At 65.0% G+C, this 24,275-nt stretch carries 22 protein-coding genes; all 22 read left to right on the top strand.

Annotation, left to right across the window (positions count from 1 at the left end; all coding sequences use genetic code 11):
- The first annotated feature begins 117 nt into the window (after positions 1-117).
- The 22 genes from ACODSP_RS03190 (at position 118) to ACODSP_RS03295 (ending at position 24,274) form a co-directional block, all read left to right on the top strand.
- Entirely contained in the window at positions 118-516 is a 399-nt protein-coding gene (locus ACODSP_RS03190; protein ID WP_488964182.1) for a hypothetical protein, read from the top strand.
- Entirely contained in the window at positions 513-1,061 is a 549-nt protein-coding gene (locus ACODSP_RS03195; RefSeq protein WP_488964183.1) for a hypothetical protein, read from the top strand. Before ACODSP_RS03190 ends, ACODSP_RS03195 begins: the two co-directional genes overlap by 4 nt.
- A complete protein-coding gene (locus ACODSP_RS03200) occupies positions 1,046-1,396 on the top strand; it encodes a hypothetical protein (RefSeq protein ID WP_488964184.1) in 351 nt (116 codons plus the stop codon). The genes ACODSP_RS03195 and ACODSP_RS03200 overlap by 16 nt, the downstream gene beginning before the upstream one ends.
- Complete coding sequence (locus ACODSP_RS03205; RefSeq protein WP_488964185.1) at positions 1,383-1,775, top strand: hypothetical protein; 393 nt, start codon at positions 1,383-1,385, stop codon at positions 1,773-1,775. The genes ACODSP_RS03200 and ACODSP_RS03205 overlap by 14 nt, the downstream gene beginning before the upstream one ends.
- Complete coding sequence (locus tag ACODSP_RS03210; RefSeq protein ID WP_488964186.1) at positions 1,772-2,938, top strand: DUF7146 domain-containing protein; 1,167 nt, start codon at positions 1,772-1,774, stop codon at positions 2,936-2,938. Before ACODSP_RS03205 ends, ACODSP_RS03210 begins: the two co-directional genes overlap by 4 nt.
- Positions 2,935-5,037, top strand: coding sequence for a hypothetical protein (locus tag ACODSP_RS03215; protein WP_488964187.1), 2,103 nt, complete (start codon positions 2,935-2,937; stop codon positions 5,035-5,037). Before ACODSP_RS03210 ends, ACODSP_RS03215 begins: the two co-directional genes overlap by 4 nt.
- A 323-nt stretch (positions 5,038-5,360) precedes the next feature.
- Positions 5,361-6,125 carry a hypothetical protein gene (locus ACODSP_RS03220; protein ID WP_488964188.1) on the top strand — a complete coding sequence of 255 codons (765 nt, stop codon included), beginning with the start codon at positions 5,361-5,363 and terminating at the stop codon, positions 6,123-6,125.
- Positions 6,126-6,181: 56 nt separating this feature from the next.
- Positions 6,182-7,645 (top strand): hypothetical protein, encoded by a 1,464-nt coding sequence (locus ACODSP_RS03225; RefSeq protein WP_488964189.1) that lies wholly within the window; start codon positions 6,182-6,184, stop codon positions 7,643-7,645.
- A gap of 8 nt (positions 7,646-7,653) precedes the next feature.
- Positions 7,654-8,097, top strand: a complete 444-nt coding sequence (locus tag ACODSP_RS03230; protein WP_488964190.1) for a hypothetical protein — start codon at positions 7,654-7,656, stop codon at positions 8,095-8,097.
- Between the two features lie 535 nt (positions 8,098-8,632).
- The gene (locus ACODSP_RS03235) at positions 8,633-9,082 is read left to right on the top strand and encodes a hypothetical protein (protein ID WP_488964191.1); all 450 of its coding nucleotides are present in this window, start codon (positions 8,633-8,635) and stop codon (positions 9,080-9,082) included.
- Entirely contained in the window at positions 9,075-9,347 is a 273-nt protein-coding gene (locus ACODSP_RS03240) for a hypothetical protein (protein ID WP_488964192.1), read from the top strand. Before ACODSP_RS03235 ends, ACODSP_RS03240 begins: the two co-directional genes overlap by 8 nt.
- Positions 9,340-10,959, top strand: a complete 1,620-nt coding sequence (locus ACODSP_RS03245; RefSeq protein WP_488964193.1) for a portal protein — start codon at positions 9,340-9,342, stop codon at positions 10,957-10,959. The genes ACODSP_RS03240 and ACODSP_RS03245 overlap by 8 nt, the downstream gene beginning before the upstream one ends.
- Positions 10,956-11,243, top strand: a complete 288-nt coding sequence (locus ACODSP_RS03250) for a Bbp19 family protein (RefSeq protein WP_488964194.1) — start codon at positions 10,956-10,958, stop codon at positions 11,241-11,243. The genes ACODSP_RS03245 and ACODSP_RS03250 overlap by 4 nt, the downstream gene beginning before the upstream one ends.
- A 2-nt stretch (positions 11,244-11,245) precedes the next feature.
- Positions 11,246-12,184, top strand: a complete 939-nt coding sequence (locus ACODSP_RS03255; RefSeq protein ID WP_488964195.1) for a hypothetical protein — start codon at positions 11,246-11,248, stop codon at positions 12,182-12,184.
- 20 nt (positions 12,185-12,204) lie between these two features.
- The gene (locus ACODSP_RS03260; RefSeq protein ID WP_488964196.1) at positions 12,205-13,107 is read left to right on the top strand and encodes a phage capsid protein; all 903 of its coding nucleotides are present in this window, start codon (positions 12,205-12,207) and stop codon (positions 13,105-13,107) included.
- Positions 13,108-13,143: 36 nt separating this feature from the next.
- On the top strand, positions 13,144-13,566 hold the full coding sequence (locus tag ACODSP_RS03265; RefSeq protein WP_488964197.1) for a hypothetical protein: 423 nt from the start codon (positions 13,144-13,146) through the stop codon (positions 13,564-13,566).
- Between the two features lie 22 nt (positions 13,567-13,588).
- Positions 13,589-14,161, top strand: coding sequence for a phage connector family protein (locus tag ACODSP_RS03270; protein WP_488964198.1), 573 nt, complete (start codon positions 13,589-13,591; stop codon positions 14,159-14,161).
- Entirely contained in the window at positions 14,158-16,440 is a 2,283-nt protein-coding gene (locus ACODSP_RS03275) for a phage tail protein (protein ID WP_488964199.1), read from the top strand. Before ACODSP_RS03270 ends, ACODSP_RS03275 begins: the two co-directional genes overlap by 4 nt.
- A gap of 1 nt (position 16,441) precedes the next feature.
- Entirely contained in the window at positions 16,442-16,936 is a 495-nt protein-coding gene (locus tag ACODSP_RS03280) for a hypothetical protein (RefSeq protein ID WP_488964200.1), read from the top strand.
- Positions 16,936-19,044: a hypothetical protein gene (locus ACODSP_RS03285; RefSeq protein ID WP_488964201.1), complete on the top strand. Its 2,109-nt coding sequence runs from the start codon at positions 16,936-16,938 to the stop codon at positions 19,042-19,044. Before ACODSP_RS03280 ends, ACODSP_RS03285 begins: the two co-directional genes overlap by 1 nt.
- Positions 19,041-21,323: a hypothetical protein gene (locus tag ACODSP_RS03290; protein WP_488964202.1), complete on the top strand. Its 2,283-nt coding sequence runs from the start codon at positions 19,041-19,043 to the stop codon at positions 21,321-21,323. Before ACODSP_RS03285 ends, ACODSP_RS03290 begins: the two co-directional genes overlap by 4 nt.
- Positions 21,320-24,274: a hypothetical protein gene (locus tag ACODSP_RS03295; RefSeq protein ID WP_488964203.1), complete on the top strand. Its 2,955-nt coding sequence runs from the start codon at positions 21,320-21,322 to the stop codon at positions 24,272-24,274. The genes ACODSP_RS03290 and ACODSP_RS03295 overlap by 4 nt, the downstream gene beginning before the upstream one ends.
- Position 24,275: the final 1 nt, after the last annotated feature.

The raw sequence follows: 24,275 nt of genomic DNA on the forward strand, positions 1-24,275 counted from the left end.
TCGCCGGCCCGCCCCGCACCGGTTGTGGGGCGCCCGCCAGATGGACCAGTTGACCGACATTATCGGTTGGCGCGACGCAGTGACTTTTCTTAAGCCGCTTTTCCGGCAGGCAGAGGCATGAAAGCCGCCCGCGCCCACACCCAACAGGCGGGGGGGTGGCTTGCCCCCGCTGCGGTTCCGCCCGGTTGCCGCCAGGGCCGAACCGCGCCGCCGGGGGAGGTTACCCTCCTGACCTCCCCCGGTCGGCTGTGTGCCATCGACTGGCCAGAGGCCCAGGCCTTTGCCTTTGCCCTGATCATCGGCAGTGGCAAGCCGCATGGCCAGGTCTGGCATGAGCTGCGCCGCGCGCAGGGATTTGCGGGACGGCGGCGGCGGGTGGACCCGCCCTTTTCCACCGTGCTGGACGCTGTGGCATCCCTTGTCCTGTCCGCCAACCAGCCGGGGCCGGAACAGCGGCGGGAATTCCAGGTTCTGGTGATGCTGTACGGACAGGCAGGGCGGGAGGTGCGCCCATGAAGCAGCCCATGAAGCCCTGGCAGCCATCGGCCAAATCCTTTTTCGCCCGCCCGCAGGTTGCCAGGGTGGCGGCCCCCGCCGCCACCCTGGCCTTGTCGCTGGAAATGCCGCCCCGGTGCCCACCGAAGACCAACCCCCAACCGACGCGGATAGCATCGGCGACGGGGGTTGAACAGAAAATGGGGCAGATCACCAAGGAAATTCGCGCGGCCATCGGTGCCGTGCGCCCGGAGGATATCGCGTGCCGTTGGCGCGGGTTCCTGCGCGCCCGATATGCGGACGGCCACCGGGCCAAGAACATCGCGCGGGAATTTGAGGTGGCGCCGCAGACGGCGGAGCGATGGCTTGCCGATGATGGGCCGGCGCCGAGTGCGGCCAATATTGCGCGGGCCAGCCTGTTGTTCGGGATGGAGGCGGTGCGCGGGGTCCTGATCCAAGATGGCGCGCCCCAGCCCGTTACGGTTTCCGACCTTTCGGCCAAGCTGGACGAGCTGGCCAAGATGATAGCCGACATGCGGCGGGAGGCGACATGCAGACCATCCTGACCTTATCGCGGGCCGTATCGATACATGGCCGTATCGCCCTTTTATCCGCATCGTTCGATCGCGCCGGAAACATTGTGCAAGGGTTCAAAATCAACCCGTACATGGCGGAATGGATTGAGCCTGTGGTGCGGCTACAGCGAACATTTTCCGGCCCCATGACAATCGCGGAATTGCCGGATGTCGTCATCCGGGACACGGGGCCGAATGATGTGGCGTGGATAATCGCGGACCATCTGGCTTCAATGCAGGCTCTCTACAGAGACGCCGCCATCGATGCCTATCGCGCCTTTGACGCCGTGACGGGCGGGGAGGGCGACGGCCATGCCACGCTATGAAGAGACGGATTTTCCGCCGGATATCGAATTGCTGGTGGCGGCAAGCAATTGGGCCCTTGCCCCCAGCAGCCAAGGATGGGCGCGCGTGACGGCGGCAATGGGCGCCCCGATGCCGGCGGACATGGAGCCGGTGGTACGCGCCCTGGAAAAGGTGCGGGAGCTTTGCGACGGACAGACGCCCCACCCCAGCAGCATGAGTAGGCCGGTGGCGAGCGCGATGCTGACCCTGTCGGAGACGCTGGCACAGGTGGCGCATCGGCGGCGGGCGAATGCCATTCGCCGGCACCGTGAACAGCAGCCCGCGCGCCCGACGAAGCAGCAGCCCCCGCCGCCGGAAGATATGGGCCAGGATGCGCCCAGCCAGTGGTGGCAGCGATGAGCCAGGGGCCGACAACCCAGCAGATTGCCGATGCGTTGCGCGACCGGATGGCCGAGCTGGTGCAGGCTTGGGGATTGTCTGGCGATGTGCGGGGCAATGATTTTGTCTGCCTGTCGCCGTTTCGCGATGACCGGGAGGCCGGCAGCTTTCGCATTGCGATCAGGGGCAAATGCCAGGGCCTGATCAAGGATTGGAGTGCCGGCAAGAATTGGTCAGCGCTGGAATTCACGGCCCAGCTGTGGTTCGGCGGGGACATGCGCCAGGCGGTGCAGTGGGCCAAGGCCTGGCTTGGCCTGGACGGCACGGACCCGGATGCCATGCGCAAGACGCTGGCGGCCAAAGAGGCGCGCGCGAAGCGCGATGACGAGGCGGCGGCGCTGGCCGAGAAAATCCGGCGCGGCGCCATGGCCCGGTATCTGGAGGCGCAGGAACGGATCATCGACACGCCGGTTGACGCCTATCTGTTGGGGCGCGGCATCGATATTGAGCGCCTGCCCTTTGCGGAGCGGTGGTTTCGCGGGGTGCGGTTCCACCCTGCGCTGGCGTGCAAGGAGCTGGGCACCGACGAAAAGGGCCGACCCCTGCATAACCTGCCCGCCATGGTCGCGGCCATCACGGCGGCGGATGGTACGTTTATGGCGCTGCATCGCACCTGGCTGGATTGCCAGGGCGGGCAATGGGTGAAGGCCGATTTGAAAGAGAACAAGAAAAGCCTTGGCCTGTTCAGCGGCGCCAGCGCGGTTATCCGCCTGTGGCGGGGTGTGCGGATCAATGCCCAGACAGGGCAGATTAATCGGTTGCCGGCATGGCGCGACATGCGGTTCCCGTCGGAGGTGCATATTGCCGAGGGGATTGAAAACGCCCTGTCGGTGGCCACCGAGATCCCGGAGGCCCGCATTGTGGCGGGCATATCCATTGACAATATGGCGGCGATCCAATGGCCGGAGGCGATCCAGACGGTGGTGGTGTGGCGCGACAATGACGCGCCCGACAGCCCCGCCGACCGGACCCTGACCCACAAAGTGGTGCCGGCCTATGAGGCGCAGGGAAAGCGCGTGTTGACGCCGCGCCCGCCCCAGGGGGTGAAAGACGTGAATGACGTGTTGAAGGCCGCACGCGGCACCGCAGAGCGTGGGCCGCGTGGCCGGAGTGTGGCCGCATGAGCCCGCCAGATGAAGGGAACATGTCCGAGGTGCGCCGCATGCTGGCGGAGGCAGAAGCGGCGGCAGGGCACCCGGACCCGATGACCCGCGCCCTATGTGAGCCAGCGGCAGAGGGACCGCCGCCAGCGCCGCCACCCGAAGAGGATGATGGCGGGGGCGATGATGGCTATGTGCCGTATGACGGGCACCTGCCCAAGGATTGCCCGGTTATCGCGCTTGGCCTTCTGGGTGATGTTTATTGGTATCTGGACGCGCTTGGCCAGCTGCGCAGCCTCAAGGCCAAGGACCATAGCCGGTTGAACGTACAGGGCCTGTTTGGTGAGGTGGCCAGCGAGTACCTGACCAAGCATTGGGCCAGCATGAAGGCCGTGGTGACGCAGTATGCCACGGGCGAGAAAGAGACGAAGTGGATCATCACCGGGTGGAAGCCCGACCTTGTCGCCGCCGCCCTTATGGCGCAGGCCGCACGGCGCGGTGTGTGGAGCCCGCAGGAGCGGGTGCGCGGCCCCGGTGCCTGGAAAGGGACGGATGGCGGCTTGATCCTGCATCTGGGCGATGTGCTGTTGTGCGTGGACAAGGATGGTCAGCAGCGGGAGATCGCGCCGGGGCTGGTTGACGGCTATGTCTATCCATCGGGCCGCAAGGGGTTGCGACCGGCAGACGAACGGCAGCCGGCGGGCGACAAGGGGCCGGCGGCCCAGGTCAAGGCCCTGTACCAGCGATGGGCATTGGAGCGGGGCGAGACAGACGCCCATCTGATGCTTGGCCTGTCCGTGGCCGCCATGATCGGCGGCGCGCTGGACCGGCGGCCCGTGCATTGGACCACGGGCGGGTATGGCACGGGCAAGAGCACGTTGCAGGATGCGCAGCGATGGTTGCACGGACCCGGTGGCGCGTTGCAGACGGCAGATGCCACGGCGGCGGGCGTGCGCCAGACGGTGCGGTACAGCAGCTTTCCCGTCTGGCTGGACGAGGCGGAGGCGCGGGAAGATAACCGGAAGCTGGCGGCGCTGCTGGAGCTGGCCAGATCGGCGCATACGGGCGCCATGGCCGTGCGTGGCGGGCAGGACCATGAGGGGACCACCTTCAACCTGTATTCCGTCGTGGGTTTCTCGTCCATCTTGATGCCGCCCATGAAGCCGCAGGATTTGAGCCGCATGCTCATTTTCCGGTTGGGGCCGCTGGCCCAGGGCGGCAAGGCGCCGGCCATCACAGAGGAAAAGATGGCCAAGCTGGGTGCGCGTCTGCTGCGCCGTGTGATCGACCGATGGCGGGATTTCCCGGCCACGGTGGAGGCGTACCGCGACGCCATGGCCAAAGGCGGGCACAGCGCGCGCGGTCAGGATGTGTATGGCACCGTGCTGGCGTGCGCGCACCTGGCCCTTTATGACGATGCGCCCAGCGTTGAGGGCGATATTGAGCCGTGGGCGCAGCGGTTGCCGGCGGGGGCGATTGCCGAGGCGCAGCCCGATGCGGACGAGCATAGCTGTCTCACGCACCTCATGACCTGTGTGGTGGAGGACCCGCACGACCGCAAGCGGTTGACCGTGGCCGAATGGCTGCGCATGGCGGCGGCGGAGGCGGTGGCCGACAACCTGACCTCAGGTGAGAAGGACGATATCGGCGCCAGGGCGGCCAGGGCAGAGGCGGTGCTGGGCAGCATCGGCATGCGGGTGCAGAGCCAATATCTGTTCAAGTATGTGGCCATCGCCAACCAATCCACGGGCCTGAACCGGTTGATGCAGGGCACGCACTGGCACAGTGCCGCCGACACGCGCGGCGTGTGGGTGCAGACGCTGGAGCGATTGCCGGGTGCGACCAGGCCGGAGGCCGGCAGCGACGGCAAGCCCCGGAAGATACGCATCGGTGGCTATCCAAGCCGGGCCTTGCTTGTGCCCCTTACCATCTGTCTGCCGGATGGCGACAGCCATCCACACGCAAAGCATCCAGCATCCGCCCCGACCCCGCCGCCGGACCCATCACAACGGTCAGGGGCGGATGGTGGGGCCGATGCTCAATCCCGCCTCCATGTTGACCAGGGACGGCCACCCGGCCCCGACCCCTGGCCCGATCATCTCCCCGACCCCAACCCCTATTGACCTAACCCCGACCCGAGGATGACGGGCAGAAAAAACGCGGGGTTTTTGGCGGGCGGGATGGGTCGGGGTGGGTGGTACGGCAGAGTGGTACGGCGGTGGTACGGAAAAGCGCAGCAATATCAGCGCTGTACCACCGTACCACCCGTACCACGGGTTTGATTGATGTGTATGTGCATGTGTGTGCGTGGGTGCGTAGTGGTGTGGTGGTACAGGTGGTACAGTGGTACGGATAGGTAGATATACCTTAGTTTCCAATAGGATAGCCCGTACCACGCACCGTACCGCCGCCCGTACCACCGCCACCGGTTAAATAGGGGGGGGATATGGCAGGATCAGGGACTGGTGGGGTAGCAACAGCGGTTGCGGAGGTTCTGGACGCGGCGGAAGGATTGTCTTCCGATCCTGCCTGCAAAGCGCAGCAGGATGCCCAACAGCCGGACCTATGGGCGGAGACAGAGGGCGCGGGTGCGGGGCCGCTGGACGATGCGGCGCGGCTTGGTGAGGCGCTCTTCGGTAAACCGCGTCGTGGGGCAGGGGGCGGACGGCCCAGGGGCAGCCAGAACCGCCAGACCGTGGAATTCCGCAAGCTGCTGCTTTCCAAGCATCGCCATCCGGTGCTGGTGCTGGCGGACTTCTACAGCGTTCCCGTGGAAGAGTTGGCGGCGCGCCTGCGCACGTCTGATCTCCTGGCCGTGGCGAAGTTCCAAAAGGAATGCGCAGCGACCGCCGCCATGTACGTCGAGAAGCGCCAGCCTATCGACGTTGCGATCAAGCAGGAACGCGGACTGACGTTGATCATCGGTGATTTGGCCGGGGCAGCACAGCAGGGGCTGACCTTGGACGGGGAAGCGTCACAAATCGAGCAATATCAAGGTCTTAGCTTCACGCTTGAAAACGGAGATGGTAAGGTGCAAGTGGCAGATGGCGAGAATGCCTATATGAATCAATGTCTTGCAGGCGCTTCCAAGCAGACTTCCAATCCGACAGGCGGGGCGGACGGGCTGGCTAGCGGCACCGACGCATCGCGAATTGGGGGGGTGGCACGCGACGACGGGGCCACCCCCCCAGCCGACGATACGCCCGTCTGACCTGGGTCCTTCTCGGGACAATTCACCTTTCAAATTTTAAAATAAACGGCGCCATCATGAACATCCTTCACCAGTACATCCCGTCCGGCCCGGTTGCCGCTGCCTACATCCTGTCCGATGCCCGCGTGTGCGGCATTCTCGGCCCCATAGGGTCCGGGAAAACCAACGCTTCCTTCCGCAAGTTGATTTTGAAGGTAGCCAACCAAGTGCCAAGCCCTATCGATGGTATCCGGCGGCGGCGTATCGGCATTTTCCGTAACACGTACACGGAACTGACCAACTCGACCATGAAGAGTTGGTTCGAGGTGGTGCCGCAACATGAAGGGAGTTGGAGTGCCGAACAGCGGACCCACACACTGCCGTTTCTGGAGCCCTTCAAAGCCAAGCTTGAAATCATGTTCATGGCAATGGACCGCCCCGAGGATGTGGGCAAGTTGAAGGGTGTGGAGCTTTCTGACGGCTATCTGAACGAGGCAGTCGAAACCAACTATGATGTTGTGCAAGCCATTGATGGCCGCTTGAACCGCTATCCGCCAGTGCTCCATGGCGGATGCACAAAGCCACAATTGGTGATGGATACGAATGCGCCAGACCGAGAAAGCTGGTGGTACCGATTGTTCGAAGAGGAAAAGCCCAAAGGGTGGAAGTTGTTCAAGCAGCCTGGGGGGCTGTCTCCCGGTGCAGAGAATTTACACAACCTTACAGGCGGTCGTGAATACTACCTAGAGAAGATACCCGGCAAGGAGAAGTGGTGGATCGACGTCATGATCCACGCCAAGTACGCCTATTCCAAGCGGGGAATGCCGGTATTTGCCGACGAGTTCAACGATGATCTTCACGTTGCCAGTTCAGAACTGACACCTATCCCCGGTCGGCGGATCATCATCGGCCTGGATACAGACCTTCATCCGGCCGCCAGCTTCTGGCAACGCGCACAGGGCGGGCAATGGCGTGGGCTTAACGAAATGTACAGGCCTGGCTATGGCCCTCGCCGGTTCGCCCAAGAGCTGCGTCGCATGATCGACGCAGAATTCAGGGGGTTCGAGGTTATCGGCATTGCTGATCCGTCGGGAGGCGACGGATCGGACAAGGCTGACGCCAATGACCTATCCTGGATCCAGTCCGTTTCGGAGCATGCCGGCATCAAGGTCGTAGCCGCCCCCACCAACAAGCTGCATCCGCGTCTGGAAGCATGGCGCCTGCCCATGTCCACAATGGTAGAGGGGCAGCCAGGAATGCTGCTGTCGCCTCGCATGCGCTACACGCGCAAGGGCCTGGCCAGCGGCTATGTTTACAGCAAGGTCATCCAGCCTGGTGGTGCTGCAACATATGGCGGCATCCCAACTAAAGGCGAATTTTCCCACCTCATTGATGCGGGTGGTTATGCGCTTTTGTCCGAGGGTGGCTTTGCCGACGTCATGAACTCGATTGACACGCAAAAGAAGCAGCAGGAACGGGAGCGGCCCGACCATCGTCGCCGTGCCTCCCCCATGCGCGACTACAACCCCCTGGAATTCTGAGGTGCAGCATGACGGAAAAGTCCGTGGCAAAGAAGGTCGCCGATACCCTGTCCGCCATGCATGGCCGGGGGACGATCACGCCGGCACAGGTGGAGGCGGGGCGGCGGTTCCAGCAGCAATGGGATGCGGCCCATGGATCGGTCGGGATCATGCGCTACGACCATTTTGCCGACACGTTGGCGAATGGCATTCGCCCGGCCCCGTCTGCGGCCTATGGCGGTGGCGATCCGCGCGGGCGCCTGGACGCGACTATGCGGGCATTGGGTGGTGTGGATCAGCCGGCGGGGCGGGTCGCGTGGTATGTGCTGGGCCAGGGCGAGACGTTGAAGCAGTTCGCGGGCTGGACGCACGTCCGGCGTGACGATGTGGGCGCCCATCTTGTTGCCGCGCTTGGCGTTCTGGTCGGGCATTATGGGCTGGGTGAGGTCCGCACGGCGCCGGCGGCGGCGTGACCATTATCGCCAGGATTTGCAGGGTTTGAGGGGCCATTGCTCTTGCGGACGCCAACGCAACTCAGCCTTTGAAAGGCTTTCGAACTGCTCCCCGCCAGCCGTGTCCAGGTAACACCAGACCCGCCGCCCCCGGCACCCTGTACAGCGCCATGGCAGCGTCAGGGGATTGGCAGCGGCACCGTAGCGCAAGGCGAGCGGGCGCGGATCGACCGATGCCGCGCGTTCACAGCGCAGGCACTCCACCCGGATAAACATGCCAACGTCGAGCCATTCGGCCAGGATGTGTCCGTACTTTGCCATATGTGAACAAATGCAGAACATTCCGGCGACTGGCAAGGGGGGAGATCGGGCACCCCGATGCGGCAAAAAACGACCCTTGACAGTCCCGACTGTCCTACCCCCATATAGCTACGCTGGCGCGACAAGCGCCCCACCCCCAAAAGCCGCAGGCCCCCGCCTGCGGCTTTTGTCGTATGAGGAACCGGTGCCCGCTGCATTTGACCTGCATCCGCTATCGGAAGGTCTGATATCCCAGGTGGCCAAGCTTGCGCGATCCTGCGACCGGCGGGAGATCGGCGCTTGCCAGCCGGACGGTTACGACCCGGCCACGCTGTCCGCCGAGATGGCCATTGCCTGCACCGAGGGGTTCGTGGCCACGGCGGACGGCGTGCCCGTGGTGGTGGTGGGGCTGTGTCCCATCATGCCGGGTGTGTACAGCGCCGGCATGTTCGCCACCGATCAATGGGGCGCCGTCGCCTTCAACGTCACCAACTTCGTTCGCAACATCTTCATTCCCGAACGCCGGGCCGAGGGCATGCGCCGCATGGAGGCGCGTTCCATGGAGGGCCATCCCTTCGCGGGCCGCTGGCTTTCCCATCTGGGCTTCGTGCGTGAGGGCCAGTGCCTGGATTTCGGGCGGGGTGGGGAGACGTTCGACCTGTGGGCATGGCGGTTGTCCGATCATCGGGAGGCTGCCCATGTGTAAGGTTATCCGCAAACTGGTGTCGTCGCCGTTCAAGCTGTTGGGCGGTATCCTTGCCCCTGGCGGCGGGGGTGGCAGCAAGAACGACCAGGCACAGGCAGAGCCGCAGGTACCCAGCCGCACCGACGCCACCGCCCAGGCGGCGGGCGATGCGGCGCGGCGGCGTCTGACCCAGCGGCGTGGCTTCATGGCATCCATGTTGACGGGCGGGCAGGGCGTTCCGCCCATGCCATCCGCCGTCAATACCCTGTTGGGTGGCGGTGGCTGACAGCCGTGTTGCCGAGGCGGTTTCCCGTCTCGGCACATTGCGCAGCCTGCGAGCGCCGCGGGAGGCCCACTGGAAAGAGCTGCAACGGCTGACCACGCCGCTTGCCCAGGAACTGCAATCCGGCACCAAGGATGGCCGCGCGCCCGGCGACCTGTTCGACTTCACCGCCGGCCATGGCGCCACGAAGCTTTCCGCTGGGCTGTGGTCGATGGGCACCAACAGCGCGACGGAATGGTTCAGCATCCTTCCCGATCAGGACGATTTGTCCAGCGACCGGGAGGTGAGCGCGTGGTGCGACACGGTCACCAAGACCATGTTCCGGGCCTTTGCCGCGAATGGCGCCAACTTCTACGCCCAATCCATGAGTTACTTCCTGTCCGTCGTCACGCTGGGGACGGCGGTGATGTATTCGGACGAGGATTATGCGGCGGGGCAGTTGCACCATGCCGCGATCCCGCTGGCAGAATGCTTCATCGCCCAGAACAGCCGGGGGCAGGTCGATACGCTGTATCGCGCCTTCAGTTTCACGGGCCGTCAGTGCGCGCAGGAATTTGGCGAAGACGCCCTGCATCCGGCCATGCGCCGGACGCTGGAAAAGGAACCGGATCGGAAATGGCGGATGTTGCACGCCACCGAACCGAACCCGGACGCCGATCCACGCCGCCGGGGCCGTGCCTTCATGGCCACGCGGTCCCGGTACCTGGACCTGGACAATAGCCACCTGTTGGAAGAGGGCGGTTATCACGAATTCCCCTACCACACCATGCGGTGGTGGGTGCAGGCGGGCGAAGTCTATGGCGATGGGCCGGCGGCCCTGGCCAGGCCCGACGCCAAGACCGTCAATGTCATGGGCAAAACCCTGTTGGAGGGTGCCCAGGCGGCGGTGCGCCCGCCGTTGCTGACCACCGACGAGCTGGAGTTGCGGGGCATCCAATTCCGGCCAGGTGTGACGCATGCCGGCGCCATTGATCCGTGGACGGGGCGCGTGAAGGTGCAGGCCTTGCAGACCGGTGGCGCTATCGGCCTTGGCCTGGAACTGGAGGAACAGCGCCGGCAAAGCATCAAGGATGCCTTCTATTGGTCCGCCATGCTGTTGCAGCCGGGGGACCGCGCGACCGCAACCGAGGTTCTGGCCCTGCAAGAACAGCAATTGCAGGTCATGGGGCCGCACCTTGGCCGCATGAACACAGAGTTCCTGACCCCCGTCATCACGCGGGCCTTCAATCTGTTGATGCGGGCGGGTGCGTTCCCGCCACCGCCGCCGGCCCTGACCCAGGCGCCGGGCCTGAAGGTGACCTATGTCAGCCCGCTTGCCCGTGCGCAGTCCATCGCCCAGGCCGGCGGCATCATGCGGTTCCTGGAAGGCGTCGGCACCATGGCGCAGATGAACCCGACCGTTCTGGACAATGTCGATTTCGATGATGCCGCCCGCCGTCTGGCCAGGGCGTTCCATACGCCGGCCAGCCTGATCAAGGACCCGCGCCAGGTGGTGGCGGATCGACAGGCGCGCGCCGAACAGCAGGCGGCGGCGGCCCAGATGGCAGAGGCGCAGGCGGGCGCCCAGATCGCCCGCGACCTTGGACAGGCGGCCATGGCGGGAGACAGCCAATGAGCATGAACCCCTTGGCGTGGATTGCCGCGAACTGGACGACAAGTCGCCGCCGTCGTGTTGTTGCGGCCTATCGTCGGGTGTTTCGCGGTTCAGACGCCGATATCGTTCTGGCGGACCTCGCCATCTTCTGCAACGCCAACAATCCTACCTTTCGGGCGGGGCAGCCTGACCTGTCCGCGCATCTTGAAGGGGCGCGCTGTGTGTTTCTGCACATCCGGTCACTGCTGGACCTGGAACCAGAAGATGTGCCCACCCCAGAAGATGTTGAGCATCAGGAGGATTGAACATGCGCAGGCTGGCATGGATTGAAATTACGCGCGCGCCGGATGGAGAAAGCGGCGGCGGCGACAGCAACAGCGGCGGTAGCTCTGGCGGGACTGCCGACGCTGCTGGCGGGGGTGGTGGAGCAGACAACGCCGCCCCCGCCGCCTTCGATTGGGCCGGGACACTTGGCGCCCGCCATGCTGACTTTGCCGACACGCTGACAGCCAAAGGCTGGAAAAACCCGAGCGATGTGCTGACAGCATATCGCCAGCTTGAACAGGATAGCGCCACGCGTGTTGCGATCCCCGGCGACGGCGCCACCGATGAGGACAGGGCCGCGTTCTGGAAAGCCCTTGGCCGACCGGACACCGCAGAAGGTTACGGCTTGGCGCGACCGGAAAACATGCCGGAAGCGGAATGGGATAATGACCGGATGGGCCGCTTCGCAGAAGCTGCTCACGCGCTGGGGATGCCGGCGGCCCATGTGAAAGGCGTCATCGACTGGCTTGCCCAGGACACTGCGCAAGAGATCGCCGCCTATGAGGCCAGCCTGCCCAAAATGCGTGAGGCGCACGAGGCAGGCCTGCGCGATGCCATGCGGAAGGAATTCGGCGCACAGGCACCGGCAGCAGAAGAACGCGCCAGACGCGTTTTCCAGACCTATGTCGGGGATGACCCGGAGGCGCAGGCCGCCATCGACCTTCTGTCCGCCAAGGCCGGCAACCTGGCGGTACTGAAAATCTTTGCCAAGATTGGCGAAGATGTCGGTGAAGCCCGGTTGCGCGGTGGCGGCGGTGCCGGCGCCGGCACCGGCGAGGACGCCAAAGCGGCACTTACCAAGCTGAAAGCCGACCCTGAATTTCAAGCGGCCTTCAGCAACTCCAGCCACCCCCAGCACAAGGAGATGGTGGCCAAACACAACGAGCTGGCCGGCTTGGCCGCTCGCGCCCGCACCGCCTGACCCTTTGTGGAGACAAGACTATGACCAGCACGCAAACCTGGGGCTATGATACCTATTCGTCGGGCCTGGAAGTTCTTTGCCAGGCCATGACCTCCCGCACGCGCGATTGCGTTACCCTGGAAACCAAAACAGGGGAGCGCATCGCTTTCGACCAGATCGGTGATACCGAACTGGAAGAACGCGAGAATGACACTGCCGATCTTCCGACGACCGAGTTCATGGAAGACCGGCGTTGGATGTCCAACATCGAATATTCGGGCCGTAAGCTTCTGGGGCGGAAAACCAACCTGGAAATCCTGAATGATCCCAAGAACGCCTACAGCCAGGGCTTTGCCTATGCCGGCGCCCGCAAGCTGGACCGGACGGTTATCGCCGCCGCTGTGGGTGACACCTGGATTGGCAAGAAGGGAACCGAGAAAATCTCCCTTCCCAGTTCACAGATCATTCCGCATGGCGGCACCGGCATGACCATCGCGAAGCTGAAGACGGGCGTGGAAATCCTGAAGGCCGCCGAAGCCTTCATGCCCGGCGACACGATCACCTGTTTCTGGACAGCCAAGAATGAGCACGTCCTCATCGACGCCACCGAGGTCAAGAGCAGTGATTTCAACAACACCAAGGTGATGGTGGAAGGTGAGTTGCGCAGTTTCTTTGGCGTCAACTTTCGCCGCATTGAAGACACGGCGCGCCGCAACCCCCGGACCAAGCAGAAAACCATCATCCCGATGCTGCCGAAAACCGGCAACGTCCGTAGCCTTATTATGTTCGTCAAGTCTGGCATCAAGCTGAACATCACCGAAGAAATGTTCGGTCGGGTGGCATGGCTGGACGAAAAGGAATGCTGGCAGGTGTCCGCCACTTTCGAGGGCGGCGCCGTCCGCATGCAGGAAGACAAAGTGGTGGTCATTCAGGTGCAGGAATAACCGGCACCAGACGGTGCCGTTCCATCGGAGGATATCATGGCAAGCGTTTTCGCAGGCAATTACGCACTGACCCAGAACCTGCCCCGCCAGACCATAACGGGTGGCGACTATGGCGGGCGCGTGCGCGTCACCTATGACGAGTACACCTTCAAGGGCACAGAGCAGATCGGCGACCTTGTATTCATCGGCTTCCTGCCCGCCAACCAGCGGTTCTTAGGCGGTGAACTGTTCAACGACGCGCTTGGCGCAAGCGTCACTTTGAAGCTTGGCGATGCCGGCGACGACGACCGTTTCATGGCGGCCAGCAGTTTCGCGGCTGCGGGCATGAAGGACGCCAAGGCAATGACCGGCATTGGATACCGACCGGTGGACAAGACGCCTGTCTTCCTGACCATCGGCGGTGCGGTTCCGGCTGCCAATGCGGTTATCAAGACCGCGCTTTATCACGTTGGCGACTGACCCATAGCGAACGTCATTCGCCATGTCTGATCATGTGACCGTGGCACTGTGGAACCGGGCGCTGTTGCGCCTTGGGGCCACGGTGCTGTCGGGGCCGGATGACCAGAGTGCGGCAGCGGAGCAGGTGGTGGCCGTGTGGGACGGCGTTCGCCGTTCGGTGCTGGCCAGCTATCCATGGAACTGCGCCATGCGCCGGGCGACGCTGGCGGCCAATGCGGTGCCGCCGGAATGGGGCTATGCCCACGCCTACACGCTGCCCGCAGCCTGCGTGCGCCCATGGGAAGTGAAGGGGCAGAAGCGCCGTGATTGGGAAGTGGAAAACGGGCAGATCGTCACCGATTTGCCCGCCCCCCTTCGGCTGCGCTATATCGCAGATATCGCCGTTCATGAGATGGATGAACGGCTGAAAACGTTGATGGTGCGCGAGCTGGCGGCGGCGGTGGCCTTTGCGGTGACCGGCAACCGTGACCTTGCCACCGAAATGGAACAGAGCCTGGAAAAGATGCGGGTGGAAACCCGCGCCGCCGATGCCAGGGAAGGCCACACCGGGCAAGTCTATGACGGTGGCGGCGACGATTGGGTGGCGGTGCGGTGAGCGGTCAGAAACGGTCGGCCAGCTTCACCCCGCTCAACGCCGGCATCTGGTCGCCGGAGCTGTGGGGGCGCCAGGACCTGGCACGCTACCCCGCTGCGCAGGCCGATGCGTTGAACATGATCCCGATGGTGTTGGGTGGGCAGACGCGCCGGCCCGGCACGCTGGATATCGGCGCCACCAATGACAATGCAGCGGCCTGGCTTGGCCGCTTCGTCTTCAATGAGGATCAGGCCTATATCCTGGAATGGACGCCGGGCAAGCTGCGCTTTGTGGAGCGCAGCGCCTTCATCCAGTCTGGTGGCGCACCCTATCAGCGCACCACCCCCTATCAGGCGCAGCACCTGCCCCTGATCCGAACGGCGCAATCCGCCGATGTCGTCTATATCGCCTGTCGCGGCATCCGCCCGCATAAGCTGTCGCGCTATGGCCGCACCAGCTGGACATTGGAGCCGGTGACGTTTCGCGACGGGCCATACCGTGACCCGTGGCCCAGCATGCCGGCGGCCAACCTGTCGGGCGGCATCATGGATTTCAACGGGGACGTGGCCACCGCCGACTGGATCGGCCAGTGTGTCCGGGTGCGGATTGACGGCAACTGGTACTGGTTGCGCATTACCGGCTTTACCGATGCGCGGCATATCGCGGTGGCCAGCGAGGATGGCGCCACGCCGCCCCCGGTGCCAGGGCCGGCGGGCGACACGATCATCGACACGATCACCACCACAGTCGGCAGCCTGGACACCTATGTTCTGCCGGTGTCCTGGCTGCCCTACATGACGGGCGTGTCATCGGTAGATATCCGCATCGACACCCAGGCCCTGACAGGCGGCCAGCATTACACGCTGGACGATGACCGCCTGACCCTGCATTTCACGCCGCCGCTGACACCGGGGACGCTCAGCATCATCAACCGTTCCCTGTCCGCCCGTCCCGCCGCCAGCGCCACGGGGTTGGTGGAGGATTGGCGGGCGCCGGCATGGGGCGGGGATCGCGGATGGCCCCAGGCCCTCGCCCTGTTTGAGCAGCGGACATGGTGGGCCGGGACCCCGGCGGAACCGCTGTCGATTTGGGCCACCTTCTCCGGCGACTATGAAACATTCGCGCCGACCGAACAGGACGGAAAGGTCTTGGGTGACAGCGGCATTTACATGATTGCCGCCGACCAGGAGGTGGCGGAAATCCGGTGGTTGATGCCGGGCGAGACGCTGGCCATGGGGACGGCAGGCGGGGAATACCTGATCCGGGCCTCTGACCTGGGTGAAGCATTGACGGCGGAGAACGGCAATATCCGCCCCGCCACCAGCGAGGGCAGCGCGCCCGTGGAGCCGGTACGCGCCGGCAAGGCCATTGCCTTCACCGGCCTTGGCGGGCGCAACCTGCATCTCATGGCCTATAGCGCCGAAACGGATGACATGGAGGCGCCGGACGCGGCGCAGCTGGCAGAGCATCTGCTTGAGGCGACCATCACGCGCACCGTGTGGTGCAAGCGCCCTTGGTCGCTGCTGTGGTGTTTGCTGGCGGATGGCAGCTTGGCCAGCGCCACCTATTCCCCGCGCGATCAGGTCATGGCGTGGTGCGCACACCGGGTGACGGATGGAAAAGTCTTATCCATCGCGTCCGTGCCAGAGGATGGGGTTGACGCCCTGTATCTGGTGACGGAACGCACCGGCCAGGACGGCCAGCCCCGCCGCCGGTTGGAGCGCATGGCCAACCGATGGCGGCGCGCGAAAGCCGAAATGGACGGGGGCCGTGCCCAGCTGCTGGACGCGGCCATCACAGTTTACAGCGATACCGACATGGAAGAGGTTGGCGGCCTGGACCATCTGGAGGGGCGGGAGGTCGCCATCTGGGCAGATGGCGCGACCCAGCCCGCCCAGACAGTGACGGGTGGGCGTGTGCCGCTGGATATCCCGGCCCGCCTTGCCCATATCGGCCTGTCTGTGCCGTGGTACCTGGAAACGCTGGACCTTGACCAGGGCAGCGCCATCGGCAGCGGGGCGGACAAGCGCAAGAGCATCAAGGGGCTGGCGGTTTATCTGCTGGATACCTGTGCCGCGACGGTACGGGTGGTGGCCGACGATATCCCCCAAGCGCCAACCCCGCTGCCGGTTCGCCGGGCCGATCAGGCGGTGAATGCCGGCATCGTGCCCTATCGCGGCTATGTGCGCCCATCGATCCCCACCAACCAGGCCGACAGCATCCGCGTCCGGGTGGAGGGCGAAGGCCCCGCCCCGGCCACGGTACTGTCGCTGGCCATCACCATGGATACCCAGGCCTGACATGTGTGATCCCCTGACCATCGCCGCATCCGCGCTTGTCGTAGGTACAGGCGCATCCGTTTATGGCCAGATCAAAGCCGGCAAGGCGGCTAAAAAATCGGCGGCGGCGGAAGCGGCCAGCATGGAGCGCCAGGCCAAGTATGAGGCCGGTGAAATCAAGGACGCGTTCGAACGCTATCTTGGCCGGCAGGGTGGCAATGTCGCCAAGGCCGGGCGCGTCATGGCGGGCAGCGCCCTGGACATCATTGCCGACAGCGCCATCGATGCGGAAAAGCAGATCAATGCCGTCAGGAGCGGGGCGGAACAGCAGGCCGCCGCCACCCGTGCCGCCGGCAAGCGGGCCAAGAATGTTGCCTATTGGAACGCGGCGGCGACCGGCATTCAGGGCGTATCAGGGTTCCTGACCATGGCCAACAGTTGGGGCGGCGGCGGCGGTGCCCCGCCCATGTCCGCCGCATCGGGCACCAGCACGGGCCGCGTGGCGGGGCCGGTCTGATGGCAAGGATTGAGCGCTTCAATGGTCCGCGTCCCGGTTTGCCGGTTATCCGGCAGGCGGGCGGCGGGGGTGATTTTGCGGTGGCCGGCGAGGCATTGGCCCGCGCCGGCCTGAACGCGATGGGCCAGATCCAGGACGCGCAGGAACGCCAGCGCCGGGAGGCCCAGGCGGCAGCGGAAAAAGCGCAGCAACAGCGTGATACGTTGGGTGTGGAACGGATCGTTGCGGAGGCCGAGACATGGGCCGACGACACGTTCCGGCAGATGTCGGAGAATGCGGCCCCCGGCGCCGACGGGTTCGAAACCCAGATTGACGAAGCCTGGACCCAGCGCCGGGCGCAGCTGGTTTCCGATACGGGCGGCCTTTCGCCTTATGCGCGGGAAATGCTGGCTACCCGCCTGGATAGCCGGGTTGGCGCGCGGCTGCGCAGTGAGGCGGGCCGTTTTGCCACGGGTGCGCGCGTGGCCAAGACGGTGGACGATTTCGATGCCGTCATTACCGCCAAGGCCAACAGGGTCATTTCCAACCCCGACGCCCATGATGAGGAAGCGACCGACCTTGCCGGCCTGTTGACGATTCTGGACCTGCCCGCAGATCGCCGCGCCAAGGTCGCCGGAGCCATGCGTGCCACCCTGGCAAAATCGGCGGTGGCGGGGCAGATCGACCGCGACCCGGCCAAGGCGCTGGAATGGCTGGACAGCGGGCGGTTCGATAAGGGGTTATCGCCTGACCTGAAAATCAGCCTGCGCAACGCCAGCGAAGCGGCCATGCGCCAGCGTGAAAACGAGGGCAAGGCCGCAGCCGCCCTGGCCCGCGCGGAACTGCGGGCAGAACTTGCAGATACCGCCGCCGCCCTGCGCAGTGGGCGGCGGGTGGATTACGATCCCGACCAGATCATGGCCGTCATGGGGGAGAAGGCGGGTGCTGCGGCGGTGGCAGAACTGCACCAGGCGGAGCGGTTCGGCGCCGATGCCGTCGCGGTGCAATGGGCCAGCCCGGACCAGCTGTCGCAGATGCTGGCGGATCGGCAGGGGCAGCAGCAGGCGAATGACGTTCGCGGGTGGAGTGATCGGCAGCAGGAATTGAATGCGCTTGCCGGCATGGTCGCACGCCGTGCCCAGGCCCTGGACGCCGATCCCGCCGCCTATGTGGCATCGTCGCCGGCAGTGCGGGAGCGGTGGCAGGCCTTTGAAGCCGCCGAGCCGGAAAGCCAGGGCGAAAGCTTTGCCGCCTATGTCGCGGCCACGCTTGCCGAACAGGAACGGCTTGGTGTGCCGGCGGCGCAAACCCGCGTCCTGCCCAAAGAGCGGGCGGCATTGCGCGTGGCGGAGATCGCGCGGGCCAAGCCGGAGGATGCGGCGGACATGCTGTCGCAGCAATCGGCGCTGTATGGGCGGCATTGGCCCGCCGTCTATCGCGACCTGGTCAAAGCCGGGATGCCGCGTGAATATCAGGTGCTGGCCACCACCACGGACCCGGCAGGCCGTGCGGCCCTGGCATCCGCCCTGTCCCAGGATAAGGACGCGCTGCGCCAGGCGGCGGGAGCCGACGCCAAGGAAATCGACCAGACGGTCACCGGCGCAATGGCCCCCCTGTACCGTTCCCTGTCCGCCGCCCCGGACGGACAGGATATCGCCGCCGGTTATGAGAAGGCGGCCCGCGTCCTTGCCTATCGATATGCCGCGCAGGGAATGGATGCGGGGGAGGCGGCCACCAAAGCCGCCAATGACGTTGCCCTTGGCCGTTGGGATTTCGTGGAAAGCGGCGGACAGGCCATCGCACGAGCGCCAAAGGGCCTTGGCTCCAAGGCCCAGCGGTGGGGTGAAATCGTCATGTCCCGAACGAACGCTGACGCGATTGCCGATCCGGGCGATCCAGGCGGCGTGCAAACCGGATATAGCGCCGCCGACCGCCAGGAAATCGCCCTGAATGGCGCGCGGCGCGGCGCGTGGATGACCATGGAGGATGGCACCGGCTGGTTCCGGGTCCATGAGGATGGGCAGCCGGTCATGCTTGCCGATGGCCGCCGTCTGGAATTCCGCTTTACCGATATCGACGCAGCGGAAGTCATCGCGGCCAGCGTGCCAAAGATGAGGTATGGCCGATGAGTGATATCATCACCGCCCCCATTGATCCGTTGCGGGCGGTTGATGCCATGGGCACCGACCGTTTCATCGCATCGACCGGCGAAATGCTGGCGGCGACGGCGGACGAAACATGGACACGCAACCCGACAACCAGCCTCTACCGATGGGGACGCCGTCAGGTGCGTGGCATATCGGATGACAGCCGCGTTCTAACTGCCGAGGAAGCCAGTGCAGAGTATGGAATTGATGGGCGCCTGACGTTCGAACAGGACATCAGTGAAACCGATGCAATTGAATTGCGCGATCTCAAGCTGGCGGAAATGCGGCGCCAGAACACCTTGTCGCGCGCGCGCGGAGGGGCCGGGCAAACGGTAGCAGGTTTCGGTTTGGGGCTGTTGGTCAGCGCCTTGGACCCCTTGAATATCGCGTCTGCCTTTATCCCGGTGGTTGGACCGGCCAGGTACGCGCGGATGCTGGAACGGGCGCCGACAAAACTGGGCCGAGCGGGTGTCCGTGCAGCTGTCGGCGCAACGTCGGGCGCGGTGGGTGCGGCCATGCTGGAACCCATCATTTACGGCGTCGCGCAGCAGGAGAAGGCCGATTACGACGCCTATAACAGCCTGACCAATCTGGCGTTCGGCACCATCCTTGGCGGTGGCCTGCATGTGGCGGGCGGAGCTGTTGGCGACTGGCAGGCAGGATGGAGGCCGCCTGGTCAGGTCATGGCAGAGGCCGCAGGCCCGGAGGGGCGCGACGCAGCCCTGCGCCAGGCGGTGGCAGCCGTGGCAGAGGATCGGGTGCCCGATGATGGCGTCCCGTTGGCCTTGCAGGTGGCCGCCACAGAGCGGGAGAGGTGGCGCCCCCAGGGGCGGCGGCCTGCCTTCAATCCGGTGGCCGATGTCTATGATGCCGCCGGGCGCCGCATTCAGACGCGCATGGAGCTGGTAGAGGCTGATGACCTGATCACCAGCAACAGCGACGATTTGAGCGTCAATCCGGCCTATCCGGCAGAACTGCAACCCCGTCAGCGCGACCGGTTGGTGGCGCAGGCCCAGATCCAGGATATTGCGGCCAAGTTGGAGCCGGCACGGTTGGGCGCCTCCCCCGATGCGGCCAGCGGCGCACCCATTGTCGATGGTGGCCGGATCGTGGAAAGCGGCAATGGGCGCGTGCTGGCCATCCGCCGCGCCTATGCCGAAGGGGGAGAGCGGGCCACCGCGTACCGCGCCTGGCTGGAAGGTCAGGGGTTCCGCACTGTCGGATTGAACAAGCCCGTGCTTGTCCGTCGCCGGATGACCGAACTGTCAGCGGAAGATCGGCGGGCCTTCACCGTGGACGCGCAGAAGGCAGCCACCCTTGACCTGTCCGCATCGGAGCGGGCGGCAGCAGACGCACAGTTGATGGATGATTTGCTGCCCATGATGCAGGGGGCCGATGTCACCACCAGCGGCAACGCGCCGTTCGTGCGGGCCTTCGTGGCGAAACTGGCGGGCGGCGAACAGGGCAGCATCATTTCCAAAGATGGGTTGCTAACCCCGGACGGGCAGCGCCGGATCAATGCCGCCCTGTTGGCGCGGGCCTTTGATGACAAGGACCTGTTGGCGCGCATGTTGGAGGGGGGCGAGGATGGTTCGCGCGCCCTTGCCGGCGCCATGCTGGACACGGCCCCGGAATGGGCGCGCATGCGGGCGGCGGCGGCACGGGGGGAGATTGCCCCCGTTGACCCAACGCCCGACATGCTGGCGGCGGTAAAGCGCATCCGGGATCAGCGGGCGCAGGGGCGCCCCCTGTCGGAGATCGCGGGCCAGCGCGACATGTTCAGTCCGCCCAGCACGGGGCAGGAACTATTCCTGCGCATGCTGCTGACCCAGAACCGCAACGGGGAAACCGTCCTGGCCAGCCGGGCGGCCATCACGCGGGAAATGGGCCGGTATGTGGAAGAGGCGAACAAGACCAGCCCCACCCCGGACCTGTTCGGCGGGGGGCCGCCCACACCGGAGGCCATCCTTGAGGCGCTGGAAAAGCGGCGCGATGTGATGCCGGGGGTGGTGGATGATGCCGATGTACGCGTGAGCCAGGAGGCGGACACGGTGGCGGACCTGCCCACGGCCCAGCCGGATGCGTTAGAGGCGGATATCCAGGCGCTGGACATGGAAATCAAGGCAGCGCGGGGGGCCGGCATTCTGGACGCGGGCGAAGGCGAAGCGGTGACATTGGCCCAGACCATGGCCGACGAAGCCCAGGTACGAACCCGCCAGCTTGAAGCGGCGGCGTATTGTTTGGCGAGGGCTGCGGCATGAGCCGGGACAATTGCCGGGCAGAGGTTGAAGCGGCAGGTGGGGCGCCGATCAGCCGCGAGGCGCTGGACGATATGTGGATCGACCTGGAGGCCCGCGCGGCCCGCATCCGCCGTGACCGGCCCAGCCTGTCGGATAGTGCCATCCTGAAGGCCGCCGCCGATGAAGCCAGCGCGGAAGCGCAGATGGCGGCACGCATCGAATTGCGCAATGCCAAGATGAACCTTGTCAAGCGTGTGCGGCGGCGGAGCCAGATTGAGGATACGGCCCGCTCCCTGGGTGGGCAGCGCGGCGCCGATCTTGCCCTTGCCATTGAGGCAAAGCTTGTCGGCATCAATTCCGCCGTGCGCGGTGCCCGCCTGTCCGTGGACGCCCAGGGCGTGGCCTTGGCCCGCGATTGGATGGGCGGCCTGACCAATGACATGGACAAGGCAGGTTTGTTTGGCCTGGTCCGGCAAGGAAAATTGGATCGCGAGATCGCCAGGGAACTGTGGCAATTGTCGCGACCTGACGGGCAACGCGGGATCAGTGGCAACCGAGCCGCCGAAAAGGCAGCGGCCATCATCCACAAGTATCAGCGGCTTTCGGTGGAGACGCTGAACCGGGAAGGAGCCTGGATCGGGCAGGTGGATGGGTACATCACGCGCCAGGCGCATGACCCCGACCGCATGGTGATGGCCGGGTACCGGGCGTGGCGCGACACCATTGCGGCCAAACTCGACGAGCGTACCTTTGAAGGGGTGACCGACCGGGAAAAGTTCCTGGATCAGGTCTATCGCGCCCTAACCACGGGCGTGCATATGGACGCCGAAGGTATGGCCGGTTTCAAGGACCCGGCCTTCAAGGGGCCATCCAATCTGGCCAAGAAGCTATCCGCCGCCCGCACCCTGCATTTCAAGGATGCCGATGCCTGGATGGATTATCAGCAGGCGTTCGGGTCGCGGAACATCATTGAAAGCATCCTGCGCGGCCTGGACAAGGCGGCGAAGAGCACGGCCCTGATGCGGGAATATGGCACCAATCCGCGCGCCGAGTTTGACCAGGATCTACGGTATCTGGCGGAGACGTGGCGGGACCGGGACGCGGGCGCCGTCATGGCGTTGAACAACCGCGTCGGCGCGTTGAACAACCAGATGAGCGAGCTGGACGGCACGGCGGCCACACCGGTCAACCGTGTTCTTGCCAAATGGGCCGCAGGGAACCGCACCTGGCAGAGCATGTCAAAGCTGGGTGGCGTCGTCATTTCCGCCATCACCGATGTGCCGTTCAAGGCGGGTGAGCTGCGGTATCAGGGCATCAACCTGTTGGAAGCCTATGGCGATGGCCTGACATCGATTACGCGCGGGCGAGGTGACGGCGAAGTCCGGGAGATCATGGATTTGATCGGCGCCGGTTTGGAAGGGTCGATCGGCCATATCGCGGCCCGGTTCGACGGGGGCGACCATGTGCCGGGCAAGCTGTCTTCCATGGCCAACACCTTCTTCCGCTGGACGGGCCTGACCTATTGGACCGATGCGCAGCGCGCAGGGGCGGAACTGATCATGGCCCGCCACCTTGGCGGGTTGCGCGGACAGGAATGGGCGGCATTGCCGGCGGAAACGCGGCGCGTGCTGTCGCTGTTTGATATCGGGGCCGATGAATGGCGCGCGCTTTCCAGCGTGGAATGGGCCAGTGCGGAGGGCCGCGCCCACCTGACCCCCGACCGTGCCCGCATGCTGTCCGACGACACCACCGATGGCTTGATGCCGGCCAAGGTGGAAGAGATTGGCAAGACCTATGCCGCCCGCCTGGACCGCGCGCAGGAGAATATCGACCGGTTGATGGCGCGGCTGGAAAAGCTGGACGCCAGACAGACGGCGGCAAAGGGCGTGCCCAAGGATGGGGAGGCGGCGGAAATCCGCGCCATGGTGGCCGGTTGGGAACGCGGGGCGAATGGCATTCGTCGCACCCGTGACGCCATCCTTTCCATGCGGGATGGCGGCAAGAGCACCAACAAAACGCTGGAGGTGATGCGCCGCGAACTGGATTGGGCGCGCAGCGCCAATCTGAAACTTGGCGCCAAGATGCAGCGGCAGAAGGCGCGCATGGAAATGCAGGCGGCGCGCGCGGCGCAGGACCTGGAAAGCCTTCCGGGCCAGATTGCCCAGGTGGAACGCCAGCTGCTTGACCAGATGCAGGTCCTGGAGGACTTGCCCAGCAGATATGAACAGGAGCTGGCCAGCGCGCGGGATGCCGTGCGCGATGGGCTGGCCCTGAAACTGGCATCCTATTTCAGCGACCGGGGCAAGTATGCCGTCTTGGAACCGGGCGCGCGTGAGCGGGCCATCCTGCGCCAGGGCACCCGGTCGGGGACGCCCGTGGGCGAGGCCCTGCGCACCATTCTGCAATTCAAGGCCTTTCCCGCCACCATGATCACCAAGGTCTGGGGACGTGAGATTTATGGCGGGCAGGAAGGGTCCGCCCGTGCCGCCGGTATCGTGCACATGATGGTGGCCAGCACGGTTTTCGGCTTTCTCGCCATGAGTGCCAAGGACCTTGCCAAGGGGCGCACGCCGCGCGACCCGACCGATCCCAAGGTTTGGATGGCGGCCTTCGCCCAAGGAGGAGGCGGCGGTATCTATGGCGATTTCCTTGTCGGCAAATATAACCGGTTTGGGAACACAGCCCTGGAAACGGCGGCGGGGCCGACCCTGTCTACCGCCGCAGACATCGTCAACCTGTGGGCTGCGACGCGGGGCGGCGATGGGCGGGCGGCTACGGCCCTGCGCATTGCCGTGGCGAATACGCCGTTCGCCAACCTGTTCTATACGCGTCCTGCGTTGGATTACCTGTTCCTGTACCAGGTGCAGGAAGCCCTGAACCCTGGCTTTCTGCGGCGCATGGAACGCCGCCTGAAAGAGGAAAACGGGCAGCGCTTCATCATCCCGCCATCAACCGTCGTCAACGGAGACTGAC

It is taken from the genome of Niveispirillum sp. FG156, assembly GCF_057809555.1.